Origin of the sequence: Streptomyces sp. NPDC037389 (assembly GCF_040636475.1) — a bacterium.
Lineage (GTDB): Bacteria > Actinomycetota > Actinomycetes > Streptomycetales > Streptomycetaceae > Streptomyces > Streptomyces hesseae.
Window position 1 is genome coordinate 145,237 of sequence record NZ_JBEZUS010000012.1, and the last position, 12,896, is coordinate 158,132.

Consider the following 12,896-nt stretch of genomic DNA (forward strand, 5'->3'; position numbering starts at 1 on the left):
TAAGGACCGATGATGCGTCGACACGACATACGACGGGGCCAACTCGCCTGTACTACCCGGGTATGACCCCAGTGGGCTACGGGCTCGCGCGGTTCTCAGCTCGCACTCAGAATCGTCGGCTAGCGTGCGGCCCGCGGTGATGGCCGTCAGGGGTGACGAGAAGAGCGACGAGGAGGTCCGACGTGGGGCGCGGAGCGTATGCGCTGGCTCGTGTGGCCGTGATCGTGAGGGCGCCGGCGCGCCCGCTGTGGTGGCTCGGGCTGCTGAGCGCGGGCGCCGGTGCCGCGATGCCGTGGCTGGTACCGGGGCTGGTGCCGGGGCTCACCGGACGCGTGCTCGGGCTGGCGGTGGGTGGTGTCCTGTTCGTCGTGGCCGGTGCCGTGGCCTTCCTGGCGCGGCGCGGCCGGTACACGGAGCTGGCGGGCGGCGCGACGCGCGCGGGCCGGGCCGTGTTCCTCCAGGACCGGGCCGTGACGGCGCGGAACTGGCGGCGGGCCCGGCGCTGGTGGCTGGCGGGCGCGTTCGCCGCCGCCACGGCCTCCTCGCTCGCCGCGCCGTCGGCGGCCGGCCTGGCGATGGCGGGCGCGGGCGCCGGGCTGTGGGCGAAGGCCCTGTGGCTGGGCGGCCTGGAGCGCCGGAGCGAGTCGCTGCTGTGGGTGCGTACGGAGCGGGCGCAGGGCAGCCCCGTCGCGGCGCCCGTGAGCGGCTGGTTCACCACCGGTCTCGTCGCCGGTGACGCCCTGCCCGGCGGGGCCCGGCGGCGCGGGCGTCCGGCCACGGGCGGGGCGGTGGTCAGCGCAGCGCGGTGAGCCCCACCGCGTGGGCGCCGCCGCTCTCGGCGACGAGCTCGTCGAGGGACTGCGGCGGCCGTACGGGCACGAAGCGCACACCAGGGGCCTCCTCGGCCCCGGTCGGCTGTTGGTGCTCCGCGTAGCCGTAAACCCCCGGGCGGGGGAGCGTGTTGTACGCGAAGTGGTTCGAGAAGTAGTACGCGCCGGTGTCGAGCAGCGCGACATGGTCCCCGGCCTCCAGCCGGGGCAGCGAACGCCCGGTCGCGACCAGGTCCCCGGCGAAACAGCACGGCCCGGCCACGTCCTGCGTCTCGGGCGCCCCGTCCTTCGGCCGTCCCCACGCGTCGTACACCGCCACGCGCAGCGGCCACGCCTCCGGCGCGAACACCGTGCGGACGGCCACCTGCGCGCCCGCGTGCGTCACCGCGATCCGGCGGCCGCCCGCCGACTTGGCGTACTCCACCCGGGCCAGCACCATCCCGCTCTTGGCCAGCAGCGACCGCCCGAACTCGGTCACCAGGCCGTAGCGCCCGTCGAACAGCCCGGGGACGGCCTCGGCGAGCAGTCGCGCGTACGCGGCGTGGGTGGGTGTGACGTCGTCGGAGGCGAAGTTGACGGGCAGACCGCCACCGATGTCCACGGACCGGATCCGCCGGGCGCCGACGCGCTCGTTGACCTCCTCGGCCAGTTCGTACACCGCCCGGATGCCGGAAGCCATCAGCTCCAGGGGGCAGCCCTGCGAGCCGACGTGGGCGTGGATGCGGGTGAGCCACGGCCGCTCGGCGCAGGCGCGTACCAGCCACTCGCGCGCCCCCTCGTCGCGCAGCGGGATCCCGAACTTCGACGTCGGCGTGGCGGTGCTGAGCGCATCGATGCTGCCGCCGCCGACCTGGGGGTTCACGCGCAGGCCAAGGGGCGGTGGGGGAGACGCGGTGTCGGTCAGGAGGCCGTCCAGCCGGGCCAGCTCCTCCCGGCTGTCGGCGTTGACGGCGACGCCGAGCGCCAGCGCCTCGCGCAGCTCGGCGGGGGTCTTGGCGGGGGAGTCCAGCACGGTCCGCCCGGGCGGCACGCCCGCCGCGCGGGCCAGCGCGAGCTCCCCGGGGCTCGCCGCCTCGGCGCCCAGCCCCTCGTCGGCGAGCAGCCGCAGTACGGGCACCAGGGGCGCGGCCTTGACGGCGAAGGTGTGCAGAACGTCCGCCCCGGGGGCGCTGACCTGCGCGAACGCTTTGTGGAGCGCGGCGGCGGCCGCTCTGATCCCCGGGGCGTCCAGCAGGCCCACGACGGGCCGGTCCGCCGAGACGACCCCCTGCCGGACGGCCGCCAGCACGGCCGCGTCCCGCCGCCGCGCGGCGCTCTCCACGTGACCCATACGCCTACTCCACCACCGAGGGAGGCCGACGGCCACGGTGCGACCGCCGATGAGGTCGACCGGCGAACCTGTTGACTAGAGGTATTCAGATGCTCAGACTGTGCAGTGTTCTATTCAGAACGCGATGGAGAGAGCCAGGGAGGCAGCGCCCATGTCAGGACCGCGACCCGTGCGAGCACCGCGAGGCACCGAGCTGAGCACCCGGGGCTGGCAGCAGGAAGCCGCGCTGCGGATGCTCCAGAACAACCTCGACCCCGAGGTCGCCGAGCACCCCGACAAGCTCGTCGTCTACGGCGGCACGGGCAAGGCGGCCCGCGACTGGCGCTCCTTCGACGCGATGGTCCGCACCCTCCAGACGCTCAAGCAGGACGAGACCATGCTCGTCCAGTCCGGCCGCCCCGTCGGCGTGATGCAGACGCACGAGTGGGCGCCGCGCGTCCTCATCGCCAACTCCAACCTCGTCGGCGACTGGGCGAACTGGGAGGAGTTCCGCCGCCTGGAGGCCCTCGGCCTGACCATGTACGGGCAGATGACGGCCGGTTCGTGGATCTACATCGGCACGCAGGGCATCCTCCAGGGCACGTACGAGACCTTCTCCGCCGTCGCCGCGAAGAAGTTCAACGGCACGCTCGCCGGGACGATCACCCTGACCGCCGGCCTCGGCGGCATGGGCGGCGCCCAGCCGCTCGCCGTCACCATGAACGACGGCGTCGCGATCTGTATCGACTGCGACCCGCGCGCCATCGAGCGCCGCATCGAGCACCGCTACCTGGACGTCAAGGCCGACTCCCTCGACCACGCCCTCCAGCTGGCCGTCGAGGCGCGCGACGCCCGCCGCCCGCTGTCCATCGGCGTCCTGGGCAACGCCGCCGAGCTCGTACCGCAGCTCCTCGCGATGAACGCGCCCATCGACATCGTGACGGACCAGACGAGCGCCCACGACCCGCTCGCGTACCTGCCCGTCGGCGTCTCCTTCGACGAGATGGCCACCTACGCCGCCGAGAAGCCCGCCGACTTCACCACCCGGGCGCGCGAATCGATGGCACGCCACGTCGAGGCCATGGTCGGCTTCCAGGACGCGGGCGCCGAGGTCTTCGACTACGGCAACTCCATCCGGGGCGAGGCCCAGCTCGCGGGCTACACCCGCGCCTTCGACTTCCCCGGCTTCGTCCCGGCGTACATCCGCCCGCTCTTCTGCGAGGGCAAGGGCCCCTTCCGCTGGGCGGCGCTGTCGGGCGACCCCAAGGACATCGCGGCCACCGACCGCGCGATCCTCGACCTCTTCCCCGAGAACGAGTCCCTGGCCCGCTGGATCAAGATGGCCGGCGAGCGCGTCCACTTCCAGGGCCTCCCGGCCCGCATCTGCTGGCTCGGCTACGGCGAGCGCGACCGCGCGGGCGAGCGCTTCAACGACATGGTCGCGAGCGGCGAGCTCTCCGCGCCCATCGTCATCGGCCGCGACCACCTCGACTGCGGCTCCGTCGCCTCGCCCTACCGCGAGACGGAGGCCATGCTCGACGGCTCCGACGCGATCGCGGACTGGCCCCTCCTCAACGCCATGGTCAACGTCGCCTCGGGCGCCTCCTGGGTCTCCCTCCACCACGGCGGCGGCGTCGGCATGGGCCGCTCCATCCACGCGGGCCAGGTCACGGTCGCCGACGGCACGGCGCTCGCGGGCGAGAAGATCCGCCGCGTTCTGACGAACGACCCGGGCATGGGCGTCATCCGCCACGTCGACGCGGGTTACGACGAGGCTGACGCCGTCGCCGAGGCGCGTGGGGTGCGCATCCCGATGCGGGAGGGCGAGTGACCGCCGCTGCGGGCAATCGTCCCGCAGGGCGGGACGGGTGGGCGCAGCCCGACCACCGGGCCGCACCCGAAGCGGGTACCCCCGGTGCGGGGAACGTGCCGTCGCCGGGTGCGGGGGTCGTGCCCACCCGTTCCGCCCCGGCGGAACGACTGCCCACGACCTCGTCGTTCCACGAGATGTGGCGCGACCTGCGCCCCATCGGCCGGAACCCCGAAAGCGGCGGCTACCGCCGCTACGCCTGGACGGGCGCCGACGCCGACTGCCGCTCGTGGTTCCAGGCGCAAGCCGAAACCCGCGGGCTGACCTACGAGGTCGACCGCAACGGCAACCAGTGGGCCTGGCTCGGCGACCCCACCGCCGGTGACGCCGTCGTCACCGGCTCCCACCTGGACTCCGTCCCCGACGGCGGCGCCTTCGACGGCCCCCTCGGCGTCGTGTCGTCCTTCGCCGCGATCGACGAGCTCCGCACCCGCGGCGCCGAGCCCACCCGCCCCCTCGCCGTCGTCAACTTCGGCGACGAGGAGGGCGCCCGCTTCGGCCTGGCCTGCGTCGGCTCGCGCCTGACCGCAGGTCAGCTCACCCGCGACAAGGCCCACGCCCTCCTGGACGGCGAAGGCGTCTCCCTGGCCCGGGCCATGGAGCGCGCCGGATACGACCCCGAGGCCATCGGCCCCGACCCCGACCGCCTCGCCCGCATCGGCGCCTTCGTCGAGCTCCACGTCGAGCAGGGCCGCGCCCTGGTCGAAACGGACCACCCCGTGGGCGTCGCCTCCGCGATCTGGCCGCACGGCCGCTGGCGGTTCGACTTCCACGGCGAGGCCAACCACGCCGGCACCACCCGCCTCGACGACCGCCGCGACCCGATGCTGACGTACGCCAACACCGTGCTCGCGGCCCGCAAGAAGGCCCGGCTCGCCGGTGCCCTGGCGACCTTCGGGAAGGTCGGCGTCGAGCCGAACGGCGTGAACGCCATCGCCTCCCTCGTCCGCGGCTGGCTGGACTCCCGCGCCGCCGACGAGGAGACGCTGGCCGCCGTCGTCGCGGAGATCGAGCAGGCGGCGGTCGAGCGCGGCGTCCGCGACGGCGTGGAGGTCCGGGTGACCCGGGAGTCCTTCACCCCCGTCGTGGAGTTCGCCCACGACCTGCGCGACGAGCTCGCCAAGCTCCTGGGCGACGCGCCCGTGCTGCCCACGGGCGCCGGGCACGACGCCGGTATTTTGTCCGGCGTCATCCCCACGGCCATGCTGTTCGTGCGGAACCCCACCGGCGTCTCCCACTCGCCCGCCGAGACGGCGACCGAGGACGACTGCGTGGCCGGAGTGACCGCACTCGCCGACGTACTGGAGGGCCTGGCGTGCAGGTGACCTACTGGGCCGAGCACGCGTGGCTCGGCGACCGTGTCGAGCCCGGTGTGGCCATCGAGGTGACGGACGGCCGGATCACGGCCGTCCGCACCGAGGTCCCCTCCCCGCCCCCGGGCGCGACGACCCTGCGCGGCCTGACCCTCCCGGGCCTGGCCAACGCCCACTCCCACGCCTTCCACCGCGCCCTGCGCGGCCGTACCCAGGTGGGCAGCGGCACCTTCTGGACGTGGCGCGACGTGATGTACGGCGTGGCCGACCGGCTCACCCCGGACTCGTACTTCGCCCTCGCCCGCGCCACGTACGCCGAGATGGCCCTCGCCGGCATCACCTGCGTCGGGGAGTTCCACTACCTCCACCACAGCCCCGGCGGCGCGCCCTACGCCGACCCCAACGCCATGGGCGAGGCCCTGATCGCGGCCGCCGCCGAAGCCGGCATCCGCATCACCCTCCTCGACACCGCCTACCTCTCCTCGGGCTTCGGTGAGGCCCCGAACCACCACCAGACGCGCTTCTCCGACGGCACGGCCGACGCCTGGGCCGAGCGCGCCGCCGCCCTCAAGCCCGCCGGCCACGCCCGGATCGGCGCGGCCGTGCACTCGGTACGTGCCGTGCCCGCCGACCAGCTGACGACCGTGGCCCGCTGGGCCGACGAACGCGAGGCCCCCCTCCACGTCCACCTGTCCGAGCAGACCGCCGAGAACGAGGCCTGCCTCGCGGCGCACGGCCGCACCCCCACGCGGCTGCTCGCCGACCACGGCGTGCTCGGCCCGCGCACCTCCGCCGTGCACGCCACGCACCTCACCGACGAGGACATCGCCCTCCTCGGCGGCGCGACGTCGACGATCTGCATGTGCCCGACCACCGAACGGGACCTCGCCGACGGCATCGGCCCCGCCGTCCGGCTCCAGCGGGCGGGCAGCCCGTTGTCCCTGGGCAGCGACAGCCACGCCGTCATCGACCTCCTCGAAGAGGCCCGCGCCATGGAGCTCGACGAACGGCTGCGCACCCGCACCCGGGGCCACTGGACCGCCGCCGCGCTGCTGCGCGCCGCCACCGAGGACGGGCACGCCTCCCTGGGCTGGGCGGACGCGGGCCGCATCGAGCCGGGCGCCCTCGCCGACCTCACGACGGTCGCGCTGGACTCCGTCCGTACCGCGGGGCCGGCTCCGCGCCACGGTGCCGAGACGGCCGTATTCGCCGCGACGGGCGCGGACATCCGCCATACGGTCGTGGGCGGCCGGCACGTCGTACGCGACGGGGTCCACCAGCTCGTACCGGACGTGCCGCGGGCACTGGCCGACTCCATCGCCGCCCTGAGCGGCTGACGCCGAGGACCGGAGCAAGCATGAGCACGGCAATCATCAACATCAGCAGTCTGGTCACCAACGACCCCTCTCTCGGCGAAGGCCCCCTCGGTCTGGTCCAGGACGCGGCGGTCGTCATCGACGGCGACCGCGTCGCGTGGATCGGTGAGTCCAGCAAAGCACCCGCCACTGACAACGCCGTCGACGCCGGGGGCCGGGCCGTCGTCCCGGGCTTCGTGGACTCCCACTCCCACCTGGTCTTCGCGGGCGACCGGACCGCCGAGTTCAACGCGCGGATGTCCGGGCGGAGCTACAGCGCGGGCGGCATCCGCACGACGGTGGCGGCGACGCGCGCGGCGAGTGACGAGGCGCTGGAGGCCAATCTCCTGCGCTACCTCGGCGAGGCCCTCCGCCAGGGCACGACCACCTTCGAGACCAAGTCCGGCTACGGCCTGACCACCCACGACGAGGCCCGCGCCCTGCGGATCGCCGCCGCCCACACCGACGAGGTCACCTACCTCGGCGCGCACATCGTGGCGCCGGAGTTCGCCGACGACCCCGACGGCTACGTCGCCCTCGTCACCGGCGAGATGCTCGACGCGTGCGCCCCGCACGCCCGCTGGGTCGACGTGTTCTGCGAGAAGGGCGCCTTCGACGGCGACCAGGCCCGCGCGATCCTGGAGGCAGGCAAGCGCCACGGACTCGTCCCGCGCGTCCACGCCAACCAGCTCGGCCACGGCCCCGGCGTCCAGCTGGCGGTCGAGGTCGGCGCCGCCTCCGCCGACCACTGCACCCACCTCACCGACACGGACGTCGACGCGCTGGCCCAGGGCTCCACGGTGGCCACCCTGCTGCCCGGCGCCGAGTTCTCCACCCGCGCCCAGTGGCCCGACGCGCGCCGCCTCCTCGACGCGGGCGTCACGGTCGCCCTGTCCACGGACTGCAACCCCGGCTCGTCCTTCACCAGTTCCATGCCGTTCTGCGTGGCCCTGGCCGTGCGCGACATGGGAATGACGCCCGACGAGGCCGTCTGGTCCGCCACGGCGGGCGGGGCGGCGGCCCTCCGCCGCACGGACATCGGCCGCCTCACCCCGGGCGCCCGCGCCGACCTGGCGCTCCTGGACGCCCCCTCGCACGTCCACCTCGCCTACCGGCCCGGCGTGCCGCTCGTCTCGGCCGTCTGGCGGCGCGGGGTGCGCGAGCTCTGAGGTCCGGGTCAGGTCAGGGAGGTCTCAGGGCGGGGTCAGGGCGGGGCCAGGGTCTTCCCGGAAGCCGTTGACGGGTCCCGGCCGGAAGTATCGACGTCATGAAGAACACGACATGGCGACAGGCGGCCTTCACGACGGGCCCGCTGTGCATGACGGCCTACGGCCTCATCCGGCTGACGGACCCCGGCCACGGCCCGGGCCCGGCCTGGTCGCTCGGTCATCTGGCCCTGCTGGCGGGCGTCCTGCTGTTCGGCCAGGTGATGCTGGGCCTGCGTCGCACGGCGGCGACGGGCCGGGGCCGGGCGAGCCGGGCGTTCGCCGGCGCCGGCGCGACCCTGGGCCTGCTGGGCGTGGCGGCCGTGACGGCACAGACGGTCATCGACCTGCTGGTCGGATACGCGTCGGTGGACCGCGCGACGATGGACGTCCTCTTCGAGCGGATCCACAGCTGGCCGGGCGTGACACCCGCCGTCTACACCGTCGGCCCGCTGCTCTTCTACGTCGGACTGCTGCTGCTCGTGGCCCAGTTGGCGGCCCTGCGCGCGATAGCCGCCTGGCGGCCGCTCGCCATCGTCGCCGGGGTGGCGGTCACGGCGGTCGGCGGCCTGGACCTGATGCCCCTGAGTGGCCTGCTTTTCCTCCTGGCCCTCGCCCCGCTGGGCAAGAACGCCGCCGCCGCTCGGCCCGTCCTCTCCAGCGTCACGAGCGGAATATCCCGCCCGGCGGTATGAGAACCGTCGGCAAATGGATGGCCCACACTTCAGGCGGCCCGCTCTGCCACCTGGCGGCAGTCCCGGCAACGGCCGGGCTCGGCGGCGCGGAAGACGCGTTCGCAGCCGCCGCAGGTCTGGAACGGCAGGGGCGCCGTGGGCCGCGCCCGGCCCGGTGGTGGTGCCTCCGGGGTCCGTACGGGCAGGGCGGGTGGCAGCCAGTTCCTCAGGCGGTAGCCCAGCAGCCGGGCGGGCCAGGAGATGGTGCCCATGGGGAGGCCGCCCGTCAGGGTGAGAGCGATCCGGACGGGGCCGATCCCCCGGTCGAGCCATGTGCGCACGGCGGGGGAGAGCCGTCGGACGTCCGTCTCCGAGAGCCACAGCCGTGGGTCGCGGCGGCGCAGCCCGGCGAGCAGGTCTGCGGCGGGCCGGTCGACGGGCGGTAAGGGGGTCGGCTCCGTCGGCTCCTCGCGCCGGGCGGGCTTCGGGGCAGCAGGCCGCCGCTTCACCAGGTCGACCTTGGGCGGGGGCGGGGCCGGAGGCGGCTCGGTGCCGGGCCGCTCGTACCAGCTCGTATGGGTCACCATCCGGCCCGTCGCCGTCCGTTCGGGCTTCCGCTCCAGATAGCCGGCGGTTTCCAGCTCTCTCAAGGCCCGGGCGATGGTGATTTCGCCTTCCCTGAAGCGGCGGGTGAGGTCCTTGATGCCGACGGCCGCGCCGTCCGGCAGCGACTGGATGTAGACGCCGAGGCCGATCGCGACAGCGGACAGATCCGGGTGCTGGGCGAGGTGGTTGCCGACGACGGTGAAGTTCGTGTCGTGGTGGTGCCGGATGTGGACCACTCCAGCTCGCGGAGCGTCGGTGCGCGCGGAGGGGTGCGCGCTAGACTGCGCTTCAGTCATTGGGAAGGGTTCGTCTTCCTGGATGATCAGGCCCTCGATCGGGATGCCAGTCCCGGCCGGGGGCCGTCGTCTGTCTGGAGCTTGCTGGAGCTTGCTGGAGCTTGCGCGGTGAACGTACCGCGCCGCCGCCCACAACTTCCACCGTGTCACCTGATGGGGTGACGTGTCGGGTTGGTAGGGGTTGGTTCTTACCTCAAGTCCTTTAAAAGGATGTCCAGCCGGACCGGTTCGCGGCTCTCCGCGTCCCGGGTGTCTCGTTCACGCGTGCGCCTCGCGCTGGTGCAGTCCCATGAGCGTGGCGGCACGGGCCGTCTCCTCGGCGTCGCCCCGAGCGGTCGCCTCTCGCCGGGCGCGCTTGATCGTGTCGCATCCGGTACAGCGTCCCTGCTTGCCGCCGGGCGTCATCGGCCGTAGTGCCGACGGCGTCGCCTCCCATTCACGGCCGCCACCCAGGGGGCGCAGGAAGACGCGTTCCCGTGTCGCCGCCATCACCTCACCCACGCGGTCCCGTTGCGTGTCCATTGCCAGAGAGCCCACTGCCATGGTGTCCATGACGCGATGGTCCTGCCGGTGATCAGGACGTTGGAACCTCCAGCGAAACCCACTTTAGGACGTCCCGGAGGCGGTACAACGTCCCTGGGGAAGTTCGGGCAGGGGGTGCGGACGTGCGGAACGAGCGGTTGTGCGTGGCCATGAACGCTGGAGGATGGACATACGCGAGCCTCGCCGAGAAAGCGGAGGTGGACCCGAAGTCCGTCGAGCGGTGGGTCAACTTGGGGCGTACACCACGTCGGGCGACGGCTTTCGCTGCGGCTGAGCTGCTGAGGGAAGACGTCTATGCGCTCTGGCCGGCGTTGCGCCAGGTGCGAGCGGCACGGACTCTGAGTCCCGAGCTGGTGGCGTTGTACGGCCGTCGAGCGGATCTGCCCGTGTCGTCGGTCGTGGATCTCTTCGCCCAAGCGCGAGCACGAATCGACGTGCTCGTGTACGCGGCTGTCTTCCTGCACGAGGCGTATCCACCTCTCAACGATCTCCTTCGCCGGAGAGCCGCCGACGGGTGCGCCATCCGGATCGCCGTCGGCGATCCGGACGATCGCAGCGTCCAACAGCGTGGCAGGGAGGAGAAGTTCGGGCATGGCATCGAGTCGCGCTGTCGCCTCGCGCTCATGCACTACCGGCCTCTGATCGGCACGGCCGGGATTGAGGTGCGCACTCACAGGACCACGCTTTACAACAGCCTGTACCGTGCTGACGACCAGGTCTTGGTGAACGCCCACGTCTGGGGTGCCAACGCGTACGCCGCTCCTGTGTGGCACCTGCGGCGCACGGGCGACGGCGGGATGTTCGATACCTACGCCGAGAGCTTCGGTGCCGTCTGGGCGACGGCGACGCCCGTAGAGGAAGGCTGAAGAATGGCCCGGACCGAGTACTACGACGACCCAAGCGCGCCCGAGCCGAACAGCCTGGTGGTGGCTGCCTCAGCCGTCGTCACGGACGACGCCGGGCGCATCCTCTTGCAGCGGCGCAGCGACAACGGGCTGTGGGCGCTGCCCGGAGGCGGGATGGACATGACCGACTCGTTGCCCGGTGCGGCGGTGCGGGAGGTCAAGGAGGAGACGGGGCTCGACGTCGAGATCACGGGTCTGGTCGGTACGTACACCGACCCCCGTCATGTCATCGCCTACAGCGACGGGGAAGTGCGTCGTCAGTTCAACGTCTGCTTCAGGGCACGCGTCGTCGGCGGCGCGCTCGCCGTCTCGGACGAGTCCACGGAGGTCCGGTTCGTTCCTCCGGATGAGCTGGGTGCGCTGCCGATGCACCACACCCAGCGGCTCCGCCTGGGGCACTTCCTGGAAGGGCGCGAGCGGCCCTACCTCGGCTGACCCAGCCGCGCTCCCGTCAGGACACCCGCTGGAGCAGCCACGCGTTCGGCGTGAAGGACGAGTTGATGAAGGCCACGCAGCCGCCGCTGTAGTAGGTCTGGACCCTGGTCCAGCCCTTCGGCGGGAACGCCGTGGCGCAGGCGTTGACCTGGGTGCCGACGGGGAGGCCGTCGAGCTGCTTCATCATCTTGATGTTGGGGCCGGCGGTCGCGCGGCACGAGGCGCTGGTGCCCCAGTTGACGTCGACCCAGCCGTCCGGGGTCATCGTGTCGGCGCACACCGTGCGGGTCTCGCCCGGCGCCGCCTGGGCCGGGCTCGCCGCGACGGAGGCGAAGAGCGTCGCGCCGAGAAGGGCCAGACCCGCGGTGCGGAGTCGTCTCATGAGGGTCTCCCGACCGTCGAAAATTCGCCGATGAGTGATCGGCGTCGATGACGGACATTCAATGGCTTATGTGAAGCCTTTGAGGAGAACGTTTTCGGCCACGAAAAACCACCGTGAAGCGCCGCTGTGCCGCATGGGACGAGTCGTCCCATGCGGCACGGACACATGACGGTCGTGGCGGTCGTGGCGGTCGCGGCGCGCGGCCACGCGTCATTCCTCGGTCAGCAGCCCCCGCCGCAGCCGCACCAGCGTGCGTGACAGCAGCCGGGAGACGTGCATCTGGGAGATGCCCAGTTCCTCGCCGATCTCCGACTGCGTCAGGTTCGACACGAACCGCAGGGAGAGGATGTGGCGGTCGCGGTACGGCAGTTCGGCGATGAGGGGCTTGAGCGACGCGATGAACTCGATGCCCTCCAGGCCGTGGTCCTCGTAGCCGATGCGGTCCGACAGGGAGCCCTCCGGCTCGTCCTCGTCGGCCTGGGCGTCCAGCGAGCTCGCGGTGTACGCGTTGCTCGCGGCCATGCCCTCGACGACCTCGTCCTCCGTCAGGCCCAGCCGCTCGGCGAGCTCGGCGACGGTCGGGGCGCGGTCCAGCTGCTGGGCGAGCTCGTCGCCGGCCTTGGCCAGGTCGAGGCGGAGCTCCTGGAGTCGCCGGGGAACCCGGACGGACCAGCTGGTGTCGCGGAAGAAGCGCTTGATCTCGCCGATGATCGTCGGCATCGCGAAGGTGGGGAACTCCACGCCGCGGGTCAGCTCGAACCGGTCGATCGCCTTGATCAGACCGATGGTGCCGACCTGGATGATGTCCTCCATCGGTTCGCTGCGGGTGCGGAACCGGGAGGCCGCGAACTTCACCAGGGCCAGATTCAGCTCGACCAGTGTGTTGCGGACGTACGCGTAGTCGTGGGTGCCCTCTTCGAGCGACGCGAGACGGGCGAAGAGCGTCTTGGACAGGGCCCGCGCGTCGACCGCGTCCACCTCGTCGTACGGGGGGATCTCCGGGAGCCCGGCGAGTCCGGGGGTATCGGGGGTGTCGGGGGCGTCGCGCTCGGGCAGGGTTGCCGACGAGGCCGTCGCGAGGCCCTCGTACGAGGCGCACGAGGTGCCGGGACGTTGTTCGTCGAGCCGGGGTGACATGGTCTCCTCCATCATTCTCGGCATATGGCTGCCGAA

13 protein-coding genes are annotated in these 12,896 nt (G+C 72.6%); 8 read left to right on the top strand and 5 right to left on the bottom strand.

Going from position 1 to position 12,896, the window contains the following annotated elements:
- Positions 1 to 212: 212 nt before the first annotated feature.
- Positions 213 to 809 carry a hypothetical protein gene (locus tag AB0E98_RS25690; protein WP_361706728.1) on the top strand — a complete coding sequence of 199 codons (597 nt, stop codon included), beginning with the start codon at positions 213 to 215 and terminating at the stop codon, positions 807 to 809.
- On the opposite strand, the gene AB0E98_RS25695 is transcribed toward AB0E98_RS25690, so the two are convergent.
- On the bottom strand, positions 793 to 2,160 hold the full coding sequence (locus AB0E98_RS25695) for a diaminopimelate decarboxylase (protein WP_361706730.1): 1,368 nt from the start codon (positions 2,158 to 2,160) through the stop codon (positions 793 to 795). The two genes, AB0E98_RS25690 and AB0E98_RS25695, sit on opposite strands and share 17 nt — an antisense overlap.
- Before the next feature lie 151 nt (positions 2,161 to 2,311).
- Here AB0E98_RS25695 and hutU point away from each other — a divergent pair, with 151 nt between their 5' ends.
- From hutU to AB0E98_RS25720, 5 genes are all read left to right on the top strand, one after another.
- Positions 2,312 to 3,970 carry a urocanate hydratase gene (gene hutU, locus AB0E98_RS25700; RefSeq protein WP_311608563.1) on the top strand — a complete coding sequence of 553 codons (1,659 nt, stop codon included), beginning with the start codon at positions 2,312 to 2,314 and terminating at the stop codon, positions 3,968 to 3,970.
- A gap of 176 nt (positions 3,971 to 4,146) precedes the next feature.
- Positions 4,147 to 5,334 (top strand): allantoate amidohydrolase, encoded by a 1,188-nt coding sequence (locus AB0E98_RS25705; RefSeq protein WP_361706869.1) that lies wholly within the window; start codon positions 4,147 to 4,149, stop codon positions 5,332 to 5,334.
- Positions 5,325 to 6,659, top strand: coding sequence for a formimidoylglutamate deiminase (locus AB0E98_RS25710; protein ID WP_361706733.1), 1,335 nt, complete (start codon positions 5,325 to 5,327; stop codon positions 6,657 to 6,659). The genes AB0E98_RS25705 and AB0E98_RS25710 overlap by 10 nt, the downstream gene beginning before the upstream one ends.
- A gap of 20 nt (positions 6,660 to 6,679) precedes the next feature.
- Positions 6,680 to 7,846 (top strand): imidazolonepropionase, encoded by a 1,167-nt coding sequence (gene hutI / locus AB0E98_RS25715; protein WP_361706736.1) that lies wholly within the window; start codon positions 6,680 to 6,682, stop codon positions 7,844 to 7,846.
- A gap of 98 nt (positions 7,847 to 7,944) precedes the next feature.
- Positions 7,945 to 8,577 carry a hypothetical protein gene (locus AB0E98_RS25720; RefSeq protein WP_361706738.1) on the top strand — a complete coding sequence of 211 codons (633 nt, stop codon included), beginning with the start codon at positions 7,945 to 7,947 and terminating at the stop codon, positions 8,575 to 8,577.
- Positions 8,578 to 8,606: 29 nt separating this feature from the next.
- On the opposite strand, the gene AB0E98_RS25725 is transcribed toward AB0E98_RS25720, so the two are convergent.
- Both AB0E98_RS25725 and AB0E98_RS25730 read right to left on the bottom strand, forming a co-directional pair.
- Positions 8,607 to 9,458 (bottom strand): helix-turn-helix domain-containing protein, encoded by an 852-nt coding sequence (locus AB0E98_RS25725; protein WP_361706741.1) that lies wholly within the window; start codon positions 9,456 to 9,458, stop codon positions 8,607 to 8,609.
- A 258-nt stretch (positions 9,459 to 9,716) separates the two neighbouring features.
- Entirely contained in the window at positions 9,717 to 10,010 is a 294-nt protein-coding gene (locus tag AB0E98_RS25730; RefSeq protein WP_361706743.1) for a hypothetical protein, read from the bottom strand.
- Positions 10,011 to 10,150: 140 nt separating this feature from the next.
- Here AB0E98_RS25730 and AB0E98_RS25735 point away from each other — a divergent pair, with 140 nt between their 5' ends.
- Positions 10,151 to 10,867 (top strand): XRE family transcriptional regulator, encoded by a 717-nt coding sequence (locus tag AB0E98_RS25735; protein ID WP_361706871.1) that lies wholly within the window; start codon positions 10,151 to 10,153, stop codon positions 10,865 to 10,867.
- Between the two features lie 3 nt (positions 10,868 to 10,870).
- Entirely contained in the window at positions 10,871 to 11,341 is a 471-nt protein-coding gene (locus AB0E98_RS25740) for an NUDIX domain-containing protein (protein ID WP_361706744.1), read from the top strand.
- A gap of 16 nt (positions 11,342 to 11,357) precedes the next feature.
- On the opposite strand, the gene AB0E98_RS25745 is transcribed toward AB0E98_RS25740, so the two are convergent.
- Together AB0E98_RS25745 and AB0E98_RS25750 are read right to left on the bottom strand one after the other, a co-directional pair.
- Positions 11,358 to 11,723, bottom strand: coding sequence for a hypothetical protein (locus AB0E98_RS25745; RefSeq protein WP_361706746.1), 366 nt, complete (start codon positions 11,721 to 11,723; stop codon positions 11,358 to 11,360).
- Positions 11,724 to 11,933: 210 nt separating this feature from the next.
- Positions 11,934 to 12,872: an RNA polymerase sigma factor SigF gene (locus tag AB0E98_RS25750; protein WP_361706748.1), complete on the bottom strand. Its 939-nt coding sequence runs from the start codon at positions 12,870 to 12,872 to the stop codon at positions 11,934 to 11,936.
- Positions 12,873 to 12,896 lie beyond the last annotated feature (24 nt).